This window comes from Lentibacillus songyuanensis (genome assembly GCF_039548255.1).
In the GTDB taxonomy this organism is placed as follows: Bacteria; Bacillota; Bacilli; order Bacillales; family Amphibacillaceae; genus Lentibacillus_C; species Lentibacillus_C songyuanensis.
Window position 1 is genome coordinate 52,499 of the sequence record NZ_JBCLVH010000020.1, and the last position, 22,070, is coordinate 74,568.

General features: G+C 40.6%; 24 protein-coding genes, 1 pseudogene and 1 riboswitch. Of the genes and pseudogenes, 16 read left to right on the forward strand and 9 right to left on the reverse strand.

What is annotated here, in order from left to right; translation table 11 throughout:
* The first annotated feature begins 16 nt into the window (after window positions 1-16).
* The 5 genes from WMZ97_RS16825 to WMZ97_RS16845 all read left to right on the forward strand — a co-directional run bounded on the left by WMZ97_RS16825 (window position 17) and on the right by WMZ97_RS16845 (window position 5,425).
* Window positions 17-319, forward strand: a complete 303-nt coding sequence (locus WMZ97_RS16825) for a YunC family protein (protein ID WP_343273257.1) — start codon at window positions 17-19, stop codon at window positions 317-319.
* 126 nt (window positions 320-445) lie between these two features.
* Window positions 446-1,225, forward strand: coding sequence for a sporulation protein YunB (gene yunB, locus WMZ97_RS16830; RefSeq protein ID WP_343273258.1), 780 nt, complete (start codon window positions 446-448; stop codon window positions 1,223-1,225).
* A 58-nt stretch (window positions 1,226-1,283) separates the two neighbouring features.
* Window positions 1,284-1,463: riboswitch (Lysine riboswitch) on the forward strand.
* A gap of 120 nt (window positions 1,464-1,583) precedes the next feature.
* Window positions 1,584-3,134, forward strand: a complete 1,551-nt coding sequence (locus WMZ97_RS16835; RefSeq protein WP_343273259.1) for a Na+/H+ antiporter NhaC family protein — start codon at window positions 1,584-1,586, stop codon at window positions 3,132-3,134.
* Between the two features lie 652 nt (window positions 3,135-3,786).
* Window positions 3,787-5,316, forward strand: a complete 1,530-nt coding sequence (locus WMZ97_RS16840; protein WP_343273260.1) for a sodium-dependent transporter — start codon at window positions 3,787-3,789, stop codon at window positions 5,314-5,316.
* A gap of 1 nt (window position 5,317) precedes the next feature.
* On the forward strand, window positions 5,318-5,425 hold the full coding sequence (locus tag WMZ97_RS16845; protein ID WP_343273261.1) for a methionine/alanine import family NSS transporter small subunit: 108 nt from the start codon (window positions 5,318-5,320) through the stop codon (window positions 5,423-5,425).
* 50 nt (window positions 5,426-5,475) lie between these two features.
* On the opposite strand, the gene WMZ97_RS16850 is transcribed toward WMZ97_RS16845, so the two are convergent.
* The gene (locus WMZ97_RS16850; RefSeq protein ID WP_405027706.1) at window positions 5,476-6,456 is read right to left on the reverse strand and encodes a M23 family metallopeptidase; all 981 of its coding nucleotides are present in this window, start codon (window positions 6,454-6,456) and stop codon (window positions 5,476-5,478) included.
* 81 nt (window positions 6,457-6,537) lie between these two features.
* Entirely contained in the window at window positions 6,538-7,128 is a 591-nt protein-coding gene (locus tag WMZ97_RS16855; protein WP_343273262.1) for a YhcN/YlaJ family sporulation lipoprotein, read from the reverse strand.
* A 149-nt stretch (window positions 7,129-7,277) separates the two neighbouring features.
* On the opposite strand from WMZ97_RS16855, the gene WMZ97_RS16860 reads away from it, so the two are divergent.
* Window positions 7,278-7,553 (forward strand): YutD family protein, encoded by a 276-nt coding sequence (locus WMZ97_RS16860; protein ID WP_343273263.1) that lies wholly within the window; start codon window positions 7,278-7,280, stop codon window positions 7,551-7,553.
* A 26-nt stretch (window positions 7,554-7,579) separates the two neighbouring features.
* On the opposite strand, the gene WMZ97_RS16865 is transcribed toward WMZ97_RS16860, so the two are convergent.
* Window positions 7,580-7,864 (reverse strand): hypothetical protein, encoded by a 285-nt coding sequence (locus WMZ97_RS16865; RefSeq protein WP_343273264.1) that lies wholly within the window; start codon window positions 7,862-7,864, stop codon window positions 7,580-7,582.
* A gap of 59 nt (window positions 7,865-7,923) precedes the next feature.
* Window positions 7,924-9,378, reverse strand: a complete 1,455-nt coding sequence (locus WMZ97_RS16870; RefSeq protein WP_343273265.1) for an amidase — start codon at window positions 9,376-9,378, stop codon at window positions 7,924-7,926.
* 173 nt (window positions 9,379-9,551) lie between these two features.
* On the opposite strand from WMZ97_RS16870, the gene WMZ97_RS16875 reads away from it, so the two are divergent.
* Window positions 9,552-9,998 carry a DUF86 domain-containing protein gene (locus tag WMZ97_RS16875; protein ID WP_343273266.1) on the forward strand — a complete coding sequence of 149 codons (447 nt, stop codon included), beginning with the start codon at window positions 9,552-9,554 and terminating at the stop codon, window positions 9,996-9,998.
* 18 nt (window positions 9,999-10,016) lie between these two features.
* Window positions 10,017-10,787 (forward strand): TIGR01457 family HAD-type hydrolase, encoded by a 771-nt coding sequence (locus WMZ97_RS16880; protein ID WP_343273267.1) that lies wholly within the window; start codon window positions 10,017-10,019, stop codon window positions 10,785-10,787.
* A gap of 172 nt (window positions 10,788-10,959) precedes the next feature.
* On the opposite strand, the gene WMZ97_RS16885 is transcribed toward WMZ97_RS16880, so the two are convergent.
* On the reverse strand, window positions 10,960-11,472 hold the full coding sequence (locus WMZ97_RS16885; RefSeq protein WP_343273268.1) for a phosphatidylglycerophosphatase A family protein: 513 nt from the start codon (window positions 11,470-11,472) through the stop codon (window positions 10,960-10,962).
* A gap of 149 nt (window positions 11,473-11,621) precedes the next feature.
* Between WMZ97_RS16885 and WMZ97_RS16890 the strand changes: the two genes are divergently transcribed.
* Together WMZ97_RS16890 and WMZ97_RS16895 are read left to right on the forward strand one after the other, a co-directional pair.
* Window positions 11,622-12,596, forward strand: coding sequence for a protein kinase family protein (locus tag WMZ97_RS16890; RefSeq protein WP_343273269.1), 975 nt, complete (start codon window positions 11,622-11,624; stop codon window positions 12,594-12,596).
* A 24-nt stretch (window positions 12,597-12,620) separates the two neighbouring features.
* Window positions 12,621-13,586, forward strand: coding sequence for a 2-hydroxyacid dehydrogenase (locus WMZ97_RS16895; RefSeq protein WP_343273270.1), 966 nt, complete (start codon window positions 12,621-12,623; stop codon window positions 13,584-13,586).
* Window positions 13,587-13,870: 284 nt separating this feature from the next.
* Here WMZ97_RS16895 and WMZ97_RS16900 read toward each other — a convergent pair whose 3' ends face one another.
* Window positions 13,871-14,095, reverse strand: coding sequence for a NifU family protein (locus WMZ97_RS16900; RefSeq protein WP_343273271.1), 225 nt, complete (start codon window positions 14,093-14,095; stop codon window positions 13,871-13,873).
* A gap of 158 nt (window positions 14,096-14,253) precedes the next feature.
* Between WMZ97_RS16900 and WMZ97_RS16905 the strand changes: the two genes are divergently transcribed.
* From WMZ97_RS16905 to WMZ97_RS21970, 3 genes and pseudogenes are all read left to right on the forward strand, one after another.
* Entirely contained in the window at window positions 14,254-14,580 is a 327-nt protein-coding gene (locus WMZ97_RS16905; RefSeq protein ID WP_343273272.1) for a YuzD family protein, read from the forward strand.
* An 84-nt stretch (window positions 14,581-14,664) separates the two neighbouring features.
* On the forward strand, window positions 14,665-15,021 hold the full coding sequence (locus tag WMZ97_RS16910; RefSeq protein WP_343273273.1) for a HesB/IscA family protein: 357 nt from the start codon (window positions 14,665-14,667) through the stop codon (window positions 15,019-15,021).
* 453 nt (window positions 15,022-15,474) lie between these two features.
* Window positions 15,475-15,621: pseudogene (locus WMZ97_RS21970) on the forward strand (type II toxin-antitoxin system RelE/ParE family toxin); the annotation flags it as partial.
* A gap of 263 nt (window positions 15,622-15,884) precedes the next feature.
* Here WMZ97_RS21970 and WMZ97_RS16915 read toward each other — a convergent pair.
* The gene (locus WMZ97_RS16915) at window positions 15,885-16,868 is read right to left on the reverse strand and encodes an NAD(P)/FAD-dependent oxidoreductase (protein ID WP_343273274.1); all 984 of its coding nucleotides are present in this window, start codon (window positions 16,866-16,868) and stop codon (window positions 15,885-15,887) included.
* Window positions 16,869-17,206: 338 nt separating this feature from the next.
* On the opposite strand from WMZ97_RS16915, the gene WMZ97_RS16920 reads away from it, so the two are divergent.
* The 3 genes from WMZ97_RS16920 (at window position 17,207) to WMZ97_RS16930 (ending at window position 19,757) form a co-directional block, all read left to right on the forward strand.
* Window positions 17,207-18,427 carry an NAD(P)/FAD-dependent oxidoreductase gene (locus tag WMZ97_RS16920; protein WP_343273275.1) on the forward strand — a complete coding sequence of 407 codons (1,221 nt, stop codon included), beginning with the start codon at window positions 17,207-17,209 and terminating at the stop codon, window positions 18,425-18,427.
* Window positions 18,428-18,565: 138 nt separating this feature from the next.
* Window positions 18,566-18,877: a YuiB family protein gene (locus WMZ97_RS16925; protein WP_343273276.1), complete on the forward strand. Its 312-nt coding sequence runs from the start codon at window positions 18,566-18,568 to the stop codon at window positions 18,875-18,877.
* A gap of 196 nt (window positions 18,878-19,073) precedes the next feature.
* Window positions 19,074-19,757: a 3D domain-containing protein gene (locus tag WMZ97_RS16930; protein WP_343273277.1), complete on the forward strand. Its 684-nt coding sequence runs from the start codon at window positions 19,074-19,076 to the stop codon at window positions 19,755-19,757.
* A gap of 708 nt (window positions 19,758-20,465) precedes the next feature.
* Here the strand turns inward: WMZ97_RS16930 and WMZ97_RS16935 are convergent.
* Together WMZ97_RS16935 and deoD are read right to left on the reverse strand one after the other, a co-directional pair.
* On the reverse strand, window positions 20,466-21,062 hold the full coding sequence (locus tag WMZ97_RS16935) for a biotin transporter BioY (RefSeq protein ID WP_343273278.1): 597 nt from the start codon (window positions 21,060-21,062) through the stop codon (window positions 20,466-20,468).
* 128 nt (window positions 21,063-21,190) lie between these two features.
* Window positions 21,191-21,898, reverse strand: coding sequence for a purine-nucleoside phosphorylase (gene deoD, locus WMZ97_RS16940; protein ID WP_343273279.1), 708 nt, complete (start codon window positions 21,896-21,898; stop codon window positions 21,191-21,193).
* Window positions 21,899-22,070 lie beyond the last annotated feature (172 nt).

Here is a 22,070-nt window from a genome sequence, read left to right on the forward strand (position 1 = left end):
AGAAGGGGGCATATTCATGATCACGGTGAATCCGCTGGAAGTTGAAGGAATGTTTTTTACTGCTATTACGGTAGAGTTGCCTAAGACCAATTTATTAATGATTACGAATGAAATTGGCTATATTATGTGTGGTGCGCTAGATGTGGACGTATTAAACAATGTGTTGGCTGACCGTAACGTTATCGCCGGGCGAGCGGTTGGAGTCAAGACGATTGATGATTTACTTAACGCACCACTCGAAAAGATTACTGATGCATCTAAGGCCTATGGCTGGGAGTCCGGCATGATCGGCCGTGATGCGTTAATCCATATATCATAATTAATTATGTCTTCCTTTAATGGGAGGCTTTTTTATTTGCAGGGGCAAAGATGCTGGAATTAATCCGGAATTGCAAATTCTAACTCCCGTGAAACAAGCATAAATTGTTTTTAAGGGGGGGTCATATTGATAAGACGCAAAGCTTTTCGGAAAAGAAGAACACCACCTCCAGCGAAATATATACTTGTTATCACTATGCTATTGTTCGTGTTAATGATTGGATTGACGTTTGTTATCGTAAACGCGGGGATAAAACCGACATTAATGGATGTTGCTGAGAGTAAAACAACTGAATTCGCCACACGCGGTATCAACGCTGCGGTGCAGTTTGCGGGGGATTATAATTTTGAAGATATGACGGAATTCACACAGGATAATGATGGAAATATTACCTCTTGGAAATTTGATTCAGGTGCTGTCAATGAAATAAATCGCTATGCCACAGATAAGGTTGAGGAATTCTTTTTGCGGATGAACAGTGGTAAGGTACCGGATGAAGAAACGTCAGATCTTGATTTGGAATATGGAGATACGGTTGAGGGAAAGCGCACGGAAGATCCGACACTGGTAGAGATTCCCCTTGGACAGGTGACAGGTAACACGGTGCTTGCCAACCTTGGACCTAAAATTCCGGTGAATTTGGAGTTTACAGGGAATGTGAAAACGGATGTTGTGCACGAGGTAGAGGATTTTGGAATTAATAGCGCGATGGTTAAAATTTACATCCACGTAGAGGGTCAAGTCCAAACTATTATCCCGTTTTCCTCCAGTGTGAAGGATGTCAGTACGGACGTCTATATTACATCCGGGGTTGTAATCGGGAAGGTTCCTGATTATTATGGTGGAGGAGGCAATAACAATCCGCCAATCTCAATACCCAAAAATGAGTTGCAAAAAGATAAATAGGCTAGTATAGTAATAGATGTTGAACTACCTCATAATTTCATAATAAACCTTATCAGATCGGTGAGGTAGAGGTGCAATCAGTATCAGTAACCAATCAGAGGATGACAACAATGAGGATTGGCGAAAGGGCTGATTGCCGAAGCATCATAAGGGTCAAGCTTATGGAATGCTGGTATTTCCCTCAATAAGGGATATACTGTCATACATGATGGCAAATGTATGGAGAACTACTGATCGAAATGGAGGATAACGTATACTTATAAACAATGGTAGGTTATTTTCTATCGTTGTTTTTTTGTGTTTTCTACGATTTTTTCCGGGTTCTTCAGGCGTTTGCATAGAAAATGGAGGTTTTATCATGGTGGGAACGATTTATTCATTACTCCCCCCAGTACTCATGCTGGTACTTGTCTTATTTACGAGGAGGGTACTGCTTTCACTTGGGGTGGGGATTATTGTTGGGGCATTATTTATTCATCATTTTAATATCCTAGAATCATTAAAAGAAATTTGGCGAACATTTTATACCATTTTTGTAACCGATGGGGCAGTTGACAGTGGAAATCTGTTACTGCTGGGATTTTTATTGCTGCTCGGGATAATGACTGCATTTATCACAGCCTCTGGGGGCAGTCGCGCATTTGGTGACTGGATGATAAGACGGGTTAAGACAAGAGTGGGTGCCCAGGTAATGACTGCTGTGTTAGGTATTATTATTTTTATTGATGATTATTTTAATGCGCTTGCTGTTGGACAGATTGCACGGCCTTTAACGGACAGACACCATATCTCACGTGCGAAATTATCTTATTATATTGATTCTACGTCTGCACCTGTCACTGTTATTTCACCCATATCCAGCTGGGGTGCGTACATTATTGGTCTGTTAGGGAGTTTATTTGCGGCAAATAGAATAACCGAATTTCAGCCATTTGAAGCTTTTATCAAAATGATTCCCTATAACTTTTACGCACTTGGTGCACTTATTTTGGTGTTTCTCGTTGCCTATATGAAAATTGATATTGGACCAATGCGAAAACATGAACAAAATGCGGAATCTACGGGTGAAGTTGTCATTTCGAATGAAAACATACCGGGTGATTTAACGGAAGCCTTTAAGCCACATGAAAATGGCCGTGTCTACCATCTGCTTGTGCCTATTCTGGCCCTTGTTGTAGGAACGGTCTTAATGATGGTTATTACAGGAATACAGGCTAGTGATGAAGCTGGCGTTTTAGCTGTGTTTGCAAACATCAAAGTAGAAGTTTCGCTGTTTACAGGGGGCTTATTAGCTGTTGTTATTGCACTCATCTTGCATCTTCGTGAAAGTCGTCCAAAGGCAGCTGTTTCCAGAATGTTGACCAAGGGGATCAACGCAATGCTTCCGGCCATTTATATTTTGCTTTTGGCATGGATGATTGGTTCCATAATTGGTACGTTAGAAACGGGAAGTTATTTGGCACAGCTTGTTGATAATGCATCGATAAGTCCCGGTTATTTACCTTTTTTGTTTTTTATAATTGCTGGTTTTATGGCACTTGCGACTGGAACATCATGGGGAACGTTTGGTATTATGCTGCCAATTGCGGCGGAGGTGGCGATGTTAGCTGACCCTTCGATGCTGATTCCTTCTTTATCTGCCGTACTTGCTGGAGCGGTGTTCGGTGATCACTGTTCTCCGATCTCAGATACAACAATTCTGTCGTCAACAGGGGCAGGAGTAAGCCATATCGATCACGTAATGACACAAATTCCGTATGCACTTTTGGTCGCATTGGTGTCAGCGATTGGCTACTTAATTGTTGGTTGGACTAATCATGTATTATTGGCATTAGCCGCAACCATTGTCATGCTTATTGTGATCGGTTTTCTATTCCGATTTATCGAAAAAACAAAAGTAACCAATTAACGAAAAGAGTCCGGGAAAAAGTGTTTTAGTTATAGAGAAATCCGAATAGATTCAAGTTTCTTCGATTGGAACTTGCATTCGTTCGGATTTTTCTTTTTATGGATAGAATGGATAAACTTTATAAAGGAGGTATCTTGATATAGCTAAAGATTTTTTAATAATACGAATAGGGAAACCTTGATACTGATTAGATGTAAAATGCGATGTAACCATGGATGGTGAATATCTTACCTTTACCGCTACGGGAGAAACTACGCTTTCCACGGGCTCGCGATAAGCCTCCTGGTCGCAAAGAATGCTCACTGCAGGGGCTCATTGTCTTCGCTTTCCCGTTGAAGTCTCCGTGTTTTTCCTCCGCTAGTATAGTGTTTGCTATTATCTATAAACAGCTATACCAGTCTGGGTGAGTGAAGGGTGGGGACTCTCGAAAAATTAATATTCTAATCTTTTCGTCTTTAGTGTACAAAATTTCCGTTATCTCCTAGCCTCTTTCCATTTAGTACTTCAAATCAGATAAGTCCAAAATTTCCTTTTGACATAGGTAAAAAGTAGCGCTATAATACAAGCATAGATATCAGAAAAGAGTAAAGATTTTCATTTCCCTTAATATATATTAAGGGAAGGGGAAATTAGGAGACGAGGAGGTTACAAAATGGAGAATCGTTCGCAATGGGGAACAAGGGCTGGGTTTATTATGGCTGCAGTAGGATCCGCCATCGGACTTGGGAATATTTGGCGTTTTCCATCGGAAGCTTATGCGAATGGTGGGGGGGCATTTTTTATCCCGTATCTAGTTGCGTTACTCACCGCAGGGATCCCAATTTTAATTCTGGAATTCACGATGGGACATAAGTATCGTGGATCTGCACCATTAACCTACAAGCGGATGAATAAGAAATCCGAATTTGTTGGCTGGTGGGCTGTAGCTGTCGCATTTGTCATTTCGACGTATTATTCTGTGATTATTGCCTGGGCAATATCATTTTCCATCTTTTCCTTTAAGCAAAGCTGGGGAGAGGATACGGAAAGTTTTATGTTTAATGATTATCTGCATTTGGCCAACCCAGGAGAATTTGGCGGCTTGGTGCCTGGAGTATTAATTCCATTGATTATTGTATGGATTGTCGTGTTGGGGATATTGTTTAAAGGGGTTAAAAAAGGTATTGAAACAGCAAACCGTATTTTTATTCCTGCTTTAGTTATCATTTTTTTGATTATTGTTATTCGTGCCATTACATTGCCCGGTGCAATGGAAGGATTAAATGCATTTTTTGAACCCGATTTCTCATCGATTACGAAAGGCAGTGTCTGGGTGGCAGCCTATGGTCAAATCTTCTTTAGCTTATCCATTGCCTTTGCCATTATGATTACGTATTCCAGTTATTTACCAAAGAAGTCAGATATTACGAACAACGCGTTTATTACCGGGTTTGCCAATTCTGGTTTTGAATTGCTTGCTGGGATTGGTGTCTTTTCTGTACTCGGTTTTATGGCTTCACAACAGGGTGTACCGGTAGATGAAGTTGTTTCCGGTGGTGTGGGATTGGCGTTTATTACATTTCCTGAAATTATTAATCAGTTTCCAGCACTTAACGGATTGTTTGGATTTTTGTTCTTTGCCTCACTCGTTTTGGCAGGGTTAACCTCGCTCATGTCGATTACCGAAACGTATGTAGCCGGCTTAGTGGATAAATTTAAGATTTCCAGAGGAAAGGCGGTCCTGTTTGGTGGTGGACTTGCAGCAATTATTTCCTTTGTCTATGCAACAAGAGGTGGGCTGAACTTCCTGGATGCTACCGACTACTTTATTAATCAGTTTGGTGTTGCTTTGCTGGGCTTGGTTGAAGTTATTTTGGTTGCTTGGGGCTTACGCAAGATTGGCGAATTTAAAACGCATGCCAATGAAATTTCGGATATACGTTTAGGCTGGTGGTGGAATGTCAGCCTTGGATTGATCACACCACTCATTTTAGGTTATATGATGGTTGATTTATTTAGAGAAAATTTACTTAGGAAGTTTCCAGGCGATACAGGTAACTATGGGGAATACTCAGACGCCTTTGTTCTTTATGGTGGATGGTTTATTGCCATTGCAGCGCTTGTGGTTGGTGTGATTATGGCTTTTACAAAAGGGAACACATCTGGTGAGGAAGAAGATAAGCAATCGAAGGAGGCAAATTAATATGAGTGCAAGTGCAATAGTAGTTGCAATCCTTGGAGTTGTCATTATTTGGGGTGGCCTGGCAGCAAGCATAGTACACGCTGTGAAAAAGTCACGAGAATCTAATTAAACGAAAAGCGCCATTACCGCTTATAAGCGGTAATGGCGCTTTTATTTGTTTTATTTATCTTTGGTCATGCGTTCCCATTTTCTTAGATAGGGATATGGATCAAAGGACCATTCATTGTGGCCATCATCTTTGTACATTCCATAATGCAGGTGTGGCGGGAATTTTCCGGAAGTTCCTGGTGGGCCATATCCGGTGGAACCAACACTTCCAATTCGATCCCCAGGTTTGACGACCTGTCCAACTTTAATTCCATCCTCATATCCGCTTAAGTGGCCGTAGTAATGATAAATATTGTTAATATCACGGATCCCAATACGCCAGCCACCGTACAGGTTCCAGCCCTTCATTTCGATTACTCCATATGTTGTCGACTTTGCTGGTGTACCATAATCAGCAAAAATATCTGTTCCTTCATGAATACGGACACCACCAAAGCCGCGCCGATCGCCCCATGTACTTTGGTAACTATAATTGTAATTGGTTGCGACCGGGAAATCCCGATCTTTCAGGTCCAGCTTTTGGAATTGCTTGAATACCTTTGCTGTGTTCATGATCGTTTGGACCGTAAGATCACGCTTATAGTAATTCCATAAACCAATTTTTATGTCCTCTTTTGTTGGGCCGTATTTCTGGAGCCAGCTGGCCATCGTAAATAAGACATCTTCGGCGTTTGCTGGATCCGCCTTTCCATCGCCATTTCCATCTTTGCCCATTCCATTAAAGAGTGTAATAACGTTTATATCCTTATTTTTAGCTCCGTTGCCTATGCCGTACCATTGTTCACGAGGAACATCTATGGAAACAATCCGTTCAGACGATGTATCGCTCGTTTTTCCCTTGTTGCGTTCATATTGATCGATTGCCGCCAGATAATACCAAGGAATCTGTGTTAATGCTTGTGTTTTTTTGTAAAGGGCTAATCGTTGCTGATAAATAGTATTATCAGCAGCAGCTTGTTCCGGAAAGAAACTGCAGGTAAGCAGGAGGATCAGAGGAATGATGATATAAGTACGGTAGGGTTTATAAATCAATTGTTGCACCTCCATTTCGTGAAGAGCAAAGAGGGCTTTTTGCTGCCCCCTTTGCTGGTGTTGTTATTGCCCAGAAGCCTATTATCTTGCCATGTTGTTTGCTTTATCTTGATTGTCGTCTTTCCTGCCCTGTGGGGATTTTTTCATTTCGTCAATGATTTGGTTAATTGTGTTATCATAATTTTGGTTCCCCACACTTGAATTGTGCAGACTTTGGATATCATTCATCAGGGAGCGATTGTCGGAAACATAGATATTGAAAAATCCTGGCATGGTTGATTTTGCTGTCTTGCTGGCAATGTCTGCTGCTGTTGTCGCATCCAAATTATCGTTTAGCTGATAGGCAATTAATACTTCTTGATCGGTAACAAGGGTTGCTACCTCGTCAAAGCCATGATTACGTAAGATCATTCTTGTGATCATATCGGCCATCTTGCTTCGATCAATTTGTGCCTCGTGGGCAATTTCATGATCATCATTTAATTGGTTGCGATCGTAGCGAACGTAGCCAAGCTTATTGTCCATTTCCTCATTTGTCCGATCATGCTTCTTTGTCGGTGCTAATTCATTGGAAATTTGATCTTGTTCACTTTGGGAATTGTTACTTACACCATTACATCCAGTAATAACAGCTAAGCTAATCACGGACGGAAGTAAAACTTTCCATTTCATTGGTTAACCTCCTAAAGGCAAGTTGGTTATTCCCTCCACCTTAGTTTGTTGTGCAACAAAAAAATCATACAGATATTATCCTTAAAGTTCGGTTTGTAAATTCTGGTTATACCGTGGTACACTATAATTTATTAAGTGGGGTGAATATTTTGATCGAGCTACAAGGCAAATATTACGAAATCATGGAAGATATAAAAAATGGATACCAGGAGACGGCATTTAAAGAGCGTTATTCGGATATTTTAGCTAAATATGATTTCATTGTTGGGGATTGGGGCTATGAACAATTAAGACTAAAAGGATTTTATGATGATCAAAATACGAAAGCAGCCTTTGATACTAAAATAAGCGCCCTGGATGATTATTTGTATGAGTATTGCAATTTTGGCTGTGCCTATTTTGTTCTCAAAAAAGTTGATAAATAACAAAAAATCGGCATATCGCCGATTTTCTAGTTTTCCTGTTGCGGATGAACGTCGTCTGGCTCATCATGGATTGGATGCGCACCAGGTGTCTGTCGTGGTAAATCCTCATGCAATTCCCGATATGGATAGACAAATGCGCTGTCACGGCGCTGGTGTTCTTTCCATGGTGTAGACTTGCTGGAGGTAACTGGTTTATCTTTATCAATTGTTGAGCCAACTGGACCTTCTGGAAATTCTTCCGGTACCAAATAATTTCTTTGGTTGTTAACATTGGAAAAATCCGAGTATTGCTTTTTATCCTTTTCACCCATGTTCATTCACCCTTTCGTAACATTAGCTTTTGTAAAGAAGAAAGGTTGAATCGTGTTAATTAATGGAATGCTTGCAGTTTTTGACAAGGGACATATCCTCTAAAATAAGACTCCAGTTTTTCACCAAGCTGAAACAAGATATCCTCATTTGTGTTTTGGCTTATCAGTTGTACGCTGATCGGCATGCCCTGTTCGTCCGTGCCAACGGGAATCACTAACGATGGCAATCCCCAGACATTGGCATAGGCAACATACGGCATATAGGTTAAAAAGGTTTTCTTGATTGAAAAGATTTCCTTATATACGTTACCATGTTTTGCTGCGCCTGTATGATAGACGGGAAATACGAGTACGCGGTTGGACAAATAGTTATGCAATAAGCGGTCGCCTTTGATGAGAATATCTTGGACTTCGGCAATTCGTTTCTTTGTTGGCTTGAACATCTTTGCTCCAATAACGGCCCATGATAAGTACGTATGAACAGCAGCATTTTTGGTAACTTTCTCCTTGATGAATTCCTTCAACATACTTTTTGAATGATAGGGCAGTGCGACATCGGTAACATTCTTTGCCCCATCCATGGACATGATTTCTTGCCATAACAATGCACTCTGATCAAAAAATGGTGGGATTGTCCGTTTGACTGGAAAGCTTTCCATAAGGTAATGTGCTACGTTGTCTAATGCAGCAGCTGTATTTGCAGATAATGGATAGCCTGTTTTCGCGGGTAGAATGTCGATTTCTACTCCGTTAAGATCTTTTGGAATGGATGATTGTTTGGCAATAACGTCATACATTAATTGGATATCCCGAACGGATTTGCCCATTGGTCCAAATCCAAGCATACGTTGCTGCAAACCTGTCTCGTTTCCAGGAAAATGCCCATTTCCATTTACTTGGAACATGCCAGATTTAAAACCGATTACCCCATTAAAGTGACTGGGGAATCGAATCGAGCCACCAATATCGGAACCAATTCCAACGGCAGCACCACCAGCAGCCAATAAAGCACCCTCTCCACCACTGGAACCTCCTGCTGTTCGTTGCAGATCCCATGGGTTGTTCGTGCGTCCATATAGTTTATTTTCCGTTTCCTGGCAAAAACATAACTCAGGGGTATTTGTCTTGCCAAGAATAATGGCACCTGCACGTTTTAACCTTGTAATGACGTTGGCATCCGCTTTCGCAATTGCGTTTTCTCGATGCAGCAAACCGCCAGTTGTTTTCATACCCGCGACATCATACGCTTCTTTTACACTAATCGGAACCCCATACAGTTCGCCTGTTACGTTTGAGGAATTGTGTTGTTGATCTTTTTCCTTTGCTTCTTCGATGGCTTTTTCAAAACGTTTTTCCACCATGGCATTGATACGGGGATTCACACTGTTTATTTGCTTTATATAAGCATGAACAGCATCTAAACTTGTTATTTTATGCTCTCTGATATGGACAGCAACCTCGGTAGCGTCCATTTCGATAATCGATTGTTGCTGTTGGTTTACTGTCTGAACCATTATGAATACGTCCCTTCATTGATAGTGATGTCACTTTTGTTATTTATGGGCAAAAGGATAACATTTACTTTCGTTAATTCATTCGACATCACCGCAACAATCTCCTGTTTTGTTTAAGGCATGATTGTAAATGTGGTATAGTATAAATGCAGAAAAATGGATTGGGGAGGATTATGATGTACTTTGTAGATCGCGAAAAAATCGAGCAGATACTTACATATATGGATTCGTTATTGCAAGAAGTAAAAAATGAGCAGCCAGGCAATAAACTGGAACAGCTTGGTTTGGAACGGATAGCTCAAATGGTGACTGAAGCTATATTAGACACCGGCAACATGATGATTGATGGTTTTATTATGCGGGATCCTGGTGGGTTTGACGATATTATTGACATATTGATCGATGAACAAGTACTGCCAAAAGCAGATGAAAATACGTATAAAACGATGATTCAACTACGCAAACAGGTTGTTAAAGATTATCTGAGGACTGACCATTCGATGTTACGGGATATTATTTTAGACAATGTGGAAGTTCTTGATCAATTCAGCAGCCACATCCGACATTATCTGGATAATGAATTGGGTGTCGCGAATGCATTTTCCAATGATGATAACTAGAAAAGGGGCACCAATAACGTGAAACACTATCAAGCATATTTAATTGATTTGGACGGAACGATGTATCGTGGGAATGAGCGGGTAGAAGCAGCAGCAGAATTTGTTGAGGCCTTACATAAAAAAGATATTCCATATTTATTTTTAACGAATAACTCGGCGAAAACACAGGAGCAAGTTTCTGAAAAACTGACCAAGATGGGGATCAGGTCAACCCCGAATCATGTTTTTACATCCAGTATGGCAACAGCAAGCTATATCGCACAGCAAAAACAAAGAGCACGTTGTTTTGTAATTGGGGAAGAAGGATTGATCGATGCGCTCCATAAACAAGATTTGCAGGTAACCGATGTAAATGCAGATTTTGTGGTTGTCGGGATTGATCGGGCGATTAGCTATGAAAAACTGGCAACCGCTACTTTGGCTGTTCGTGATGGTGCATCGTTTCTTTCTACAAATAGTGATATCGCGATTCCGACAGAGCGGGGGCTTGTTCCGGGAAATGGGGCACTCACCTCCGTTATTACGGTTAGTACTGGTAAGAAGCCGACTTTTATTGGCAAGCCGGAAAAAATTATTACAACTGAGGCATTGAAGGCCTTAGGGGTGACAAGCCAGGAAACGTTAATGGTCGGGGATAATTACTATACCGACATCCTGGCAGGGATTCATGCGGAAATGGACACCTTGATGGTATTTACTGGGGTGACGCCGTATACTGATCTGCCAACATTAGATCCACAGCCAACTTATCATGTACAGAATCTGGCGGAATGGATTGAGCACATTTAAAGGGGATGCAGTTTTCTTAGTAACAGGTTCCGTTTGGGGAAAAATATAAATAATATACTAATTAGGGATGCCAATTCACATGTAAATTCGCATCCCTTTTTTTATCCTGTCTCAGTGGGGGAGAAAGGGAAAGATTCCTTTGCTCCCCCACATTTTTTATAAGCTTTTTCGGTCAATCATCCAGTTGTTTCGTATCGGCTGTACCATGGGCCAGTCGGCTTGATGCTGCAGCTGCAATAGCACCAACAATATCATCGAGAAAGGTGTGGCATTCCCCGGTTGATTTATCATTTAATCGCTGCAGGATGCCTGGTTTTTGTTTGTCAATATAGCCGTAGTTTGTGAAACCAATGGAACCATAAACATTAACAATCGATAAGGCGATGATTTCGTCAACACCATATAGACTTTCATCCGTTTCAATCGTTTGCTGCAAGGGATGGTCCAATTGGTTGGCTTCCGCAAGTTTATCCAGCTGAATACCGGTTAAAATGGCATTTTGCACTTCACGTTTCGTTAACACGCGGTCAACATTAAATTTGCAATCCTCGATGCTTAAATCGTCATGGTATTTCGCCTGTAAGTAATACACGAGTTCGGCAATATCATCGATGGTTACACCTCGTTCGGTTAACCATTCTCTTGCTTTTAATTCTAATTCACTTTGTTTTGTATTTTTATCCAATTGGATGGATCCCCTTTCATTTTTAATTTTAGTTAAGATCTCTCTTTTCGTAACATATACTTAATAAAGTGACTTACATTTCGCCCTCAACATTGTGGGGTATATTGCTGATTAGGCAGGATAACTAAGCAATTCAGGGAGGGAGTCTTTTGCAGGACTTACTTGCAGCATATTATGATGTGCAAACGGAAGATATTGCTGTACTGGACAATCGACATGGAAATAAAAGCGGAGACAATATCTATTTTATCATTTCCGCAGCCGACAAGGAAGCAATTCATATGGAGCAAGCGGCATTAGCCTATTACTTAGCGGAAAACAATTATCCTAATCTGGCAATACCAGTTCGGACAAAACACGGTGATTGGTTTATCGAGCATCAAGGGAAACATTATCTGGTCTTACAGGTAAACGAACAAAGGAAGCAGATTTCTTCTTCACCAGGCAGACAGCTGGCTGAGTTCCATCAACTCGGTGCAATGTATCAATATGAACCCAAGGAAACATCCAGCTATGGACAATGGAGGAAGCTGTGGATTGATAAGTTAACCCTGTATGAAAATCATCTAACCAATGAAGCCAAAGAAAATCCTTGTGCTTATTACCGGCTTGTGAAGGATATGTTTCCTTATATTATCGGAATAAGTGAAAATGCTATTCAATATGTGCAAGAAACAGAGCAGGAAAATCGCTTTGATCAGGTCGATCAGGGTACGATTTCGTTTAAACGCTATCAGGACAGTGTGGCAAATTCCGTGTTGTGGACGGACAGTCTGGTATACGATCATCCGGCACGCGATCTAGCTGAGTATATTCGTACGTATTTTTTGCAGGAGGAGGAAAAAAATGCAGACATAAATCAGTTTCTGCAAGATTATCAATCGATTCGTCCATTATCCATTTTCAGCTGGAGGTTAGTGTATGCCAGATTAATTTTTCCTATCCACCTGTTCGATGTACTAGAGCGTGGATTGTTTCAGCGGGCGACATATGATCAGTTATATCAGGAGCTTGTGTATTTACTTGCAAAACAACAGCGATATGAACAACGGTTAGGAGATTTCTTTGCAAATTTAGATATCGATCAGCAAGGCTTGCAGATACCTGTGTTACACTGGGTGTAAGAATGATACAGGGGTGATGAATAGATGACGAAACAACGGATTTATATTACGAGGAAACTCCCGGATAAAATATTAGAGCCCTATAAGGAATTGTTTGATATTCGTATGTGGGAAAAAGAGGAGGAGCCGGTACCGCGGGAAGTGTTATTGGAAGAGGTAAAAACGGCTAATGGGTTGTTTTGCCTGCTTACAGAACAAGTGGATAAGGAGCTGTTGGAAAAGGCTACTCATTTACAAGTAGTTGCCAACATGGCGGTTGGTTATGATAATATTGACATAGAGACGGCGAAACAAATAGGTATAACAGTGACTAATACACCAGATGTCCTGACAGAAACAACTGCCGATTTAGCGTTTGCTTTGTTAATGGCAACCGCCAGACGAATGCTAGAGGCAAATACGTATATAAAGACCGATCTCTGGCAGCATTGGTCTCCGTTTTTATTGGCCGGTACGGATGTTCATCACAAGACGCTGGGGATTGTTGGGATGGGAAGGATTGGTACTGCGATTGCCAAACGAGCGAAGGGATTTGATATGAAGATCTTGTACCATAATCGATCACGTCATCCGCAAGCTGAAAGTACGTTGCAGGCGACATATACTGATTTTGAAACACTGCTGAGGGAAGCGGATTTTGTCGTATCAGTTGTACCGTTGTCAAAGGAAACAAACAAGTTGTTTAATCACCATGCCTTTCAAACAATGAAAAAAGAAGCGATATTTATTAATGTCTCGCGTGGCGGGGTGGTGGATGAACAGGCATTATATGACGCATTACAGACGCAGGAGATTCATGCTGCTGGATTGGATGTTTTTGAGCAGGAGCCCATTCGTAACAGCCACCCACTATTGCAATTGAAGAATATCGTTTGTCTACCACATATCGGATCAGCTAGTATGGCAACAAGAATGGAAATGGCGCAGTTGTGTTTAACAAATATAGCGCATGTTTTAACGGGAGAGGAACCGATCACACCGGTAAAGTAGGATAAAGTGAAACTTCATTCAACGGAGGTTTCCGACGCATAAGACGTGACGGTTTTATCCTGCCCCTTCTTCCCCTACTGAAACTGGAGAATAAAGGCTGAGAACAGGATCGGACCTTTGTTCTCCAGTTGACCCCACTTATCTTTTTTGGTTGCCCCTCAAAATTTTAAAGTGGGGTCTTACTACCCGTTAAGGCGGGATAAAAAGGCAGACACCTGTAAAAGGTTGTCTGCCTATATATATGATGGAATGTATAGCTACCTGGACACTGTTTTATTTGTCGTCTAGAATACTTGTTCAATCTCCGTTACGCCTGGAACTTCTGCCATTAATGCACGTTCAATTCCAGCTTTTAACGTGATGGTTGAGCTTGGACAGTTACCACATGCTCCCATTAGACGAAGAAGTACAATGCCATTTTCATCAACATCAACTAATTCCACATCTCCACCATCTCGCAGTAAAAATGGACGCAGTTTTTCTAATACTTCACGCACTTGTTCTTGCATTATCCATCTTCTCCTTTCCTTATTCTCTATTATAAGTCGAAAAGCAAAAAAAATCTATTGAGAAATCTTTTCAATTGGTATCATTCAGTTAGCTTCATTTTACCTTTCTTCATGGGTTTTGTAAAATAAAAGTAATGATGATGGTGGAGGTTTTGATAATGGGGATGAAAAAAGTAAGGATTACTGTTTATGGTGCCCAGCAAATTTGTGCCAGCTGTGTCGGTGCTCCAGGTTCAAAGGATACGTATGAATGGCTGCAAGCTGCAATTGGAAGGAAATATATGACAGAAGCTATCGGGTATGAATATATTGATATTGATGCTCCACCTGAAGTAGCGAAACATCAGCAGTTTTCGCAGCGGGTCATCGAAGAAGATATGTTTTATCCGATCGTATTCGTAAACGATGAGCTTGTAGCGGAAGGAATTCCCAGGTTGAAAACGATCTATCAGGCATTGGATAAACATGATTTGAAGCGGAGATAAAAAGTTTGAATCATGTTGAAACTGTTTGTATACTTGTACTAACACATGATAGTTGAACCATCTAAAAACAAAGGAGGACAAAAAATGGTTATTGAGTTAACAGATAATGCTGTGGAACAGGTCAAAGATATGATGAAAGACGAAGACGAAAATGTTCGCCTTAGGTTTGGTATCAAAGGTGGGGGCTGCAGTGGTTTATCCTATTCACTGGGATTTGATCATGATGTGAACGAAGAATTGGATATGGTAGATGATATTAACGGGATTCCTGTTGTCATATTTAAACAGGATATTCCCATTATTGAGGGAACAACAATTGACTTTAAACAGAACATGATGGGCGGGGGATTCAGCATCGATAATCCGAACGCCATTGTATCGTGTGGCTGTGGTTCATCATTTAAAGCAAAGAACCGTGAAGGCAGCCCGGAAAAATGCTAAGAATCAGCCAGAGCGCTCTTGGATGAGTGCTCTGGCTTTATTTTCGCGCTTATATTGCAATAAAAACATGCTGGCGAACAGCAGGAGTTCCGTTATAATGATCAACAAGAATTGGTAAATGATTGAGGTGAAAAAAATGAGTGTAAAAGATAAATGTTATAAAAGCAATAGAAGAACTTCCTAATGGTGTAACTTATGAAGATAATATGGAGGAAATATATATTCAATCTAAAATAGACGCTGGATTAAAGCAACTTGATGAAGGAAAATATCTTACCCATCATCAAGTAAAGGGGTGTATGAGTAAGTAGTTGGGTTGAGATGGTAATTATTAGCAGCTAATGATTTGGAAAATATTTGTTTATATATTGCAAAGGACTCAGAAAGGTATACAAAAATAGTTGCCCGCGAAATTGTAAGTATGGTTGATACTATCCACTTCCATATTCAGGAAGGATTGTACCAAAATATAATTCTGAGTTGATTAGAGAAAAAATGATGAAGAACTATAGGATAATTTATAGGATACATGATGAATACATTGAAGTTGTTCGAGTATTACACCAAACAAGATATTTAAAGAATAACTTACAGGAATGACCATGGGTTTTACAACGTTGTTTTGAGCCAATAAATTTTTTTGTCTATGTTAATCATCAAACCCTCGAAACTCCGCTCTCTTTTCTGGATTTACTGAAATTTAAAGTTTCCATAGCTTTGAAAAGGATCGTGTTCCATCACGTTAATGCTTATAGGTGATAGAAGACGATCCTTAAAAACATAAGAAAATTCAGCTATTAACTGAAATGACATGTTCAGTGCCCGCAGCTGGTAAACAACACCTCGCAGCCAAAGGGTGCTTATTAAAACATGCTTGTCGAATGTTTTGGCTGGATCCTTGCTTTTGGATCAATATATTGCTTGGCATTGTTGATCGCAGTTGGCCCTTCACCAAAGCCAGTTGCAATTAAATTGATTTTCCCCGGGTATGTACAAATATCCCCCGCTGCATAAATTCCTGGAATATTTGTTTCCATTTTGGTGTTCACAACGACGCTATTTTTTTCAATTTCCAGGCCCCAATCTTTTATTGGCCCCAGTGTAGACACAAACCCGTAATTACATAATACGGAATCAACCGGAATCTCCAGTGCACGTTCACCTTTTACTTCCTGCAGTAATACCTGTTCAATTCTATCACTGCCACTAATATCACTTGGTGCAAATGGGGTCAGGATGTCCACACTTGAATTCATTAATTTTTCAACACTATATTCATGTGCTCTGAATTTATCGCGACGATGGACCAAGGTAACTTTTTCAGCAATTGGTTCAAGCATCAATGCCCAGTCAACTGCCGAGTCTCCACCACCTAACAGCATGACGTGCTGATCTTTGTAATGGTTCATGTCTTTTACATGGTAGTGCAAATTAATCCCTTCAAATTTCTCATAGTCGCCAACATTCAAGCGGCGTGGTTGGAATGCACCGTTTCCGGCAGTAATAATCATCGTTTTGGTAAAGTGTACCTCTTTATCTGTTATCAATTTTAGTGTTTGATCTTCCAGCCGTTCGACTTTCTCAACGGCTTGTCCCAATACAATCGTCGGGTCAAACAAGTTTGCTTGTTCCTCCAAATTATCGACGAGTTCCTGTGCACGTATTTTGGGGAACCCTGCAACATCATAGATATCCTTCTCGGGATATAATGCGGTCAGTTGCCCTCCGGTATGGGGAAGACTCTCAATAATTTTTACACTTGCATCCCGCATTCCACCATAAAACGCAGTGAACAAGCCAGTGGGGCCTGCACCGATAATCGTTACATCATATATTTGTTCAGACATGAATTAGCTCCTCCATTCTATCTTCTTCTATACTACGACAATTTGATTTTATCATAAAGAAATATGCTGTGTTGGTTCGTGTAGTCATTTGGTCATGATTTATGACCAAATGACTAAATTTACCGTATTGTGACAGAGGTTCATGGATTTTAAGCAAAAAAGAGGGTTGAAAAATTGGAGCAAAAAGTTTAAGATATGGTGTGGACTATATTACGTTTTTGTTACATAATTATTTCAAATGTTACGCTGGTCGCTTTTAGACAGGTGTTTAGATATGCGTTTACGTGAAATATGTAACAGAATAATAGATAGAACAGAGAACAAAAAGGGGAGTACGCATGGAGAAACCAAATGTTGTAATCATTGGTGCCGGGTATGGTGGTATGATGACAACGGTTAAACTGCAAAAAATATTGGGAACAAATGAAGCAAATATAACGCTTGTTAATAATAATAATTACCATTACCAAACGACCTGGCTGCATGAAAACGCAGCAGGTACCTTGCATCATGATCGAACACGGATCTCGATTAAGGAAGTGGTCGATTTTAACAAGGTAACGTTTGTTATGGATACGGTTGTCGCAATTAAATCAGATGAGAAAAAAGTAAAATTGAAAAACGGAGAAGTTGTATATGATATATTGGTGGTTGCCCTTGGATTTGAAGCAGCAACATTTGGTATTCCGGGGTTGAAAGAAAATGCCTTCACGATTGGCAATATAAATAGTGCCCGGTTAGTCCGAGAGCACATTGAATATAACTTTGCCATGTATCATAATGATCCGAATAAAGATCAAGCACGATTAAACATTGTCATTGGTGGTGGCGGTTTTACCGGTATTGAATTCGTTGGCGAACTGGCCAATCGTATTCCTGAGTTGTGTAAGGAATACGACATTAACAAAAATCTAGTAAGGATTATTACGATCGAAGGAGCACCAACCGTTTTGCCCGGGTTTGATTCCCAACTTGTTGAATATGCTAGGAATTCTTTAGAGGCACGTGGGGTAGAATTTATCACGGGAGCAATAGTTAAGGAATGTCATCCGACTTATATTGTTTATGAAAAAGGTGGGAAAGAAAAAAGCATTCCAACTTATTCGGTGATTTGGGCTGCTGGCGTCCGTGCAAATGCCATTATGGAAACATCTGGATTTGTTACGAACTGCGGAAAAATTGAAGTAGAAAAAGATATGCGGGTACCAGGTTTTGACGATGTCTTTGTCCTTGGCGATTGTGCACTTGTGACGAATCCCGTAACAGGCCGGCCATTTCCGCCAACCGCACAAATTGCGATCCAGGAATCGCAAACAGTTGCCCGAAATATCAAGGCGCTGATCCAGGGGGAGAAACAATTAGAACATTTTAAAGCAAAAATTCTTGGTACGGTGGCATCACTTGGAGCGAATGATGCGATTGGTATTGTGCTGAATAATCGTAAGTTGTTCGGATTTAAGGCTACTGTCATGAAGAAAATGATCGATAATCGTTATTTGCTGAAATTAGGTGGAGTTGGTCTTTTAATGAGAAAAGGCAAATTTAATATTTTTTATTAATGGTTGTAACGGAAAATGCCCCCCTCGTCTTCAAATTTGACAATTCCGCGAAAGGTGAAGGATTGCCTTTGCTTTTTGTATTTTTTCGTTTAAAATGAAACGTATATGTTTAGTTAATGAAGTAGGGGGACAATTGCTTTGATTCAATTTGTCGTATCAATTATATTGTTTTTTGTTATTTTCTTCGGGATTGCATTTATATTAAATATGCTACTAAGGCGCACATGGTTAATGTCGTTTATATACCCATTTATTGTGTTAATCATCGTGGATGGTATTGCTACAACGGAATATTTTAAACATCCGGGTGAATCGTTTCAAATTGCATTTACACGATTAATCCATTTAACACCAGTTGATATTACGATACTTGCCTCAGGGTTTATCGGGACCATTGTTTCCGGTTTTGTGATTAAATTTCTTCGTAAAAGTGGGTATCAAATGTTCTAAACCTTATCTCACTCTTAACGGAGAGCAAGATTTAAGGTGAAAACAAAAATAGAAAAAGGTGGGAGTCAACTCCCATAAAGGTACGATTCTGTTCAACTAACATCAGTGAGAGGAAAGGCATTCCACTGATGTTAGTTTTATTTTATGAATAAAAAGTTACTAGATTGGAAATGATAGCATCCAGTGAGGTGTTATCATGAAAAAAATGAAGTTTTTGCGAAGAACTGGAATGTTTCTATTGTTTTTAGGCGCGTTTTATACGACACTTACCAGTATTTCGAATGTTACCCTGACAGACGTGAAAGCCTGGGTAGTACAACAGGAACCAGCGTCTGGAAGCATGTCCAATGGCGAACTTGGACAGAACCAGGTTACCCTTCAAGAGAAATCATTAAATCACGAAAACGAGTCCAAACGGTATATTTCCAGTGAAGAAATCGAAGGACCTAAAACGATAGAAGAAGTAATGAATATGGAACAATATCCAACGGCCACAGTTCTTGCCACAGGGTATACAGCAGGGATGGAATCCACGGGCAAATCTCCGGATCACCCGGGATATGGAATCACTTATTCAGGTGTGAAAGTACAACGAGACTTGTATTCTACCATTGCTGCCGATTTAAATGTTTATCCAGTAGGCACAATCATGTATATTCCGGATTATGGATATGGTGTGGTGGCCGATAAGGGCGCTGCGATTAATGGTCATGAGATTGATTTATATTACCCGACTGTAGACGATGTTTATAATAAGTGGGGTAAAAAAGAAGTAGAAGTGTATATCGTTAAAATGGGCGACGGCACATTGAGTGAAGAGCAATTCAAAGAATGGAATGAGGATGAAGCATTACAGGTCTTTCGTGAACAAATTAATTAAGGTTAATGAAAAACAACAGGTAACCCGTTACTGGGCACCTGTTGTTTTTTAGTGCTTTTTGCTTTTGGATGATGCTCACGCTCCCAAGTCGATGTTTCCGTGAATGCGGTTGATGTTCACGCTCCCAGGTCGATGTTTTCGTGAATGCGATTGATGTCCACGCTCCCAGGTCGATGTTTTCGTGAATGCGGTTGATGTCCACGCTCCCAGGTCGATGTTTTCGTGAATGCGGTTGATGCTCACGCTCCAGGGTCGATGTTTCCACGAATACGGTTGATGCTCGCGCTCCCAGGTCGATGTTTTCGTGAATGCGGTTGATGTTCACGCTCCCAAGTCGATGTTTTCGTGAATGCGGTTGATGCTCAGGCTCCCAAGTCGATGTTTTCGTGAATGCGGTCGATGTCCACGCTCCCAGGTCGATGTTTTCGTGAATGCGGTTGATGCTCAGGCTCCCAAGTCGATGTTTTCGTGAATGCGGTCGATGTCCACGCTCCCAGGTCGATGTTTTCGTGAATGCGGTTGATGTTCACGCTCCCAGGTCGATGTTTCCGTGAATGCGGTTGATGTCCACGCTCCCAGGTCGATGTTTTCGTGAATGCGGTTGATGTTCACGCTCCCAGGTCGATGTTTCCGTGAATGCGGTTGATGTCCCTGTTCTTCGATTAAAGATCAAACAAATACGGGAAATTTCTCATACGTGCAGATTATTTAATGCGCCTTTATATTGATCCATTTCGTGGGAACCCGTTTGGCTACATTTACCATAAAGACTGCTGCAAGAACTGCGAATGCGGCATCTTTCAATAGAAACGGTATCATGCCTGTCCAGGCAACGATATAGGTAATATCCAGATGCAACCACGTACTCATCGCTACATACATATATGTGACACCTATTCCATAATTAAATACTAAGCCGACACCCGCAGCGAATGTATACCATGGGATGGATGGGCGATTAACCCGTTCGGAGAGTAAGCCAACAAAAAAGGCAACGAAAATAAATGAAAAAATAAATCCACCGGTCGGGTTAATCAATGCAAAGGGACCAGCCTTCATGCCCGCAAATACCGGTACACCACAAATGCCTACAAACATATAGGTGATCATGGAAATTGCACCAAGCCGTTTACCAAGCATTAGTCCTGCTAACACGGCAAAGAAGTTTTGCAAGGATAATGGTACCGATGCACCACCAATTGGAATCGCAAGCCATGGGAACCAAACCGTAATATTTGCCCCAATAGCCATTAAACAGACAAATACAGCAGCAAATGTTAGATCAATCGGACGTAATCGTTTCATATGTATGCTCCTCTCTTTTTTTAATAGTAAGAGAATACAAACATATTGTCAACTTATTTTTTTTTAGGTTTACCAATACCAAAAAACCGTTCAAGCATTAGTAGCTAGAACGGTTAAATCATTACGCCTTATTTAATAACAGCATCCAAGGCAATTTCCATCATCTCGTGAAATGTTGTTTGCCGCTCTTCTGCTGTCGTTTCCTCACCGGTTAAAATATGATCGGACACAGTTAAAATGGATAGTGCCTGCCGGTTGAATTTAGCTGCTAATGTATATAATGCAGTGGTTTCCATTTCAATGGCTAATACCTTGTATGCGGCGAGTAATTCATTTACCTCCTGAGCATTATCCCGGTAAAAGGTATCACTAGTAAAAACGTTGCCTACTTTTGGCTCGATCCCTTTTTCCGTACTCGCATCATAAGCATTTTTTAATAATGCAAAATCAGCAAGTGGGGCATAATCAATTCCCTTAAATACCATGCGATTTATTTGTGAGTCTGTTGTTGATCCCTGTGCAAGGATAACATCGCGCACGTGCACATCTTTTTGAATTGCACCACATGTACCAACACGGATAAGTTTTTGAACATCATAACTTTGGATAAGCTCATTGACATAAATGGAAATGGATGGGACACCCATTCCTGTGCCTTGGACAGACACTTTTTCCCCTTTATATGTTCCAGTAAATCCATACATCCCACGCACCTTATTATACTGGGAAACATCCTCTAAAAATGTTTCCGCAATAAATTTAGCTCGTAGCGGGTCGCCAGGTAATAGAATTTTGTCAGCAATTTCATCTTGTTGTGCATTAATATGGACACTCATTAAAATACCTCCTTTGAAATTTGCTATGTATACCTATTTTACAACGTAACGTTATCATAACCACCATGGAATGACAAATCTCTATGCAAAACCGCGTAAGTGTAAAATATTTCTCGAGGGTATTTGAGCGATATTCTAGCCAAAAAAGAAAAGGCACTCTATCATAAAATGT

What these genes read in the sequence shown, in the direction of transcription:
- WMZ97_RS16825 (WP_343273257.1), top strand. Translation starts at nt 17, where the DNA reads ATGATCACGGTGAATCCGCTGGAAGTTGAAGGAATGTTTTTTACTGCT.
- WMZ97_RS16835 (WP_343273259.1), top strand. Translation starts at nt 1,584, where the DNA reads ATGGTGGGAACGATTTATTCATTACTCCCCCCAGTACTCATGCTGGTA.
- WMZ97_RS16840 (WP_343273260.1), top strand. Translation starts at nt 3,787, where the DNA reads ATGGAGAATCGTTCGCAATGGGGAACAAGGGCTGGGTTTATTATGGCT.
- WMZ97_RS16845 (WP_343273261.1), top strand. Translation starts at nt 5,318, where the DNA reads ATGAGTGCAAGTGCAATAGTAGTTGCAATCCTTGGAGTTGTCATTATT.
- WMZ97_RS16855 (WP_343273262.1), bottom strand. Translation starts at nt 7,128, where the DNA reads ATGAAATGGAAAGTTTTACTTCCGTCCGTGATTAGCTTAGCTGTTATT.
- WMZ97_RS16865 (WP_343273264.1), bottom strand. Translation starts at nt 7,864, where the DNA reads ATGGGTGAAAAGGATAAAAAGCAATACTCGGATTTTTCCAATGTTAAC.
- WMZ97_RS16870 (WP_343273265.1), bottom strand. Translation starts at nt 9,378, where the DNA reads ATGGTTCAGACAGTAAACCAACAGCAACAATCGATTATCGAAATGGAC.
- WMZ97_RS16875 (WP_343273266.1), top strand. Translation starts at nt 9,552, where the DNA reads ATGATGTACTTTGTAGATCGCGAAAAAATCGAGCAGATACTTACATAT.
- WMZ97_RS16895 (WP_343273270.1), top strand. Translation starts at nt 12,621, where the DNA reads ATGACGAAACAACGGATTTATATTACGAGGAAACTCCCGGATAAAATA.
- WMZ97_RS16900 (WP_343273271.1), bottom strand. Translation starts at nt 14,095, where the DNA reads ATGCAAGAACAAGTGCGTGAAGTATTAGAAAAACTGCGTCCATTTTTA.
- WMZ97_RS16905 (WP_343273272.1), top strand. Translation starts at nt 14,254, where the DNA reads ATGGGGATGAAAAAAGTAAGGATTACTGTTTATGGTGCCCAGCAAATT.
- WMZ97_RS16910 (WP_343273273.1), top strand. Translation starts at nt 14,665, where the DNA reads ATGGTTATTGAGTTAACAGATAATGCTGTGGAACAGGTCAAAGATATG.
- WMZ97_RS16915 (WP_343273274.1), bottom strand. Translation starts at nt 16,868, where the DNA reads ATGTCTGAACAAATATATGATGTAACGATTATCGGTGCAGGCCCCACT.
- WMZ97_RS16920 (WP_343273275.1), top strand. Translation starts at nt 17,207, where the DNA reads ATGGAGAAACCAAATGTTGTAATCATTGGTGCCGGGTATGGTGGTATG.
- WMZ97_RS16930 (WP_343273277.1), top strand. Translation starts at nt 19,074, where the DNA reads ATGAAAAAAATGAAGTTTTTGCGAAGAACTGGAATGTTTCTATTGTTT.
- WMZ97_RS16935 (WP_343273278.1), bottom strand. Translation starts at nt 21,062, where the DNA reads ATGAAACGATTACGTCCGATTGATCTAACATTTGCTGCTGTATTTGTC.
- deoD (WP_343273279.1), bottom strand. Translation starts at nt 21,898, where the DNA reads ATGAGTGTCCATATTAATGCACAACAAGATGAAATTGCTGACAAAATT.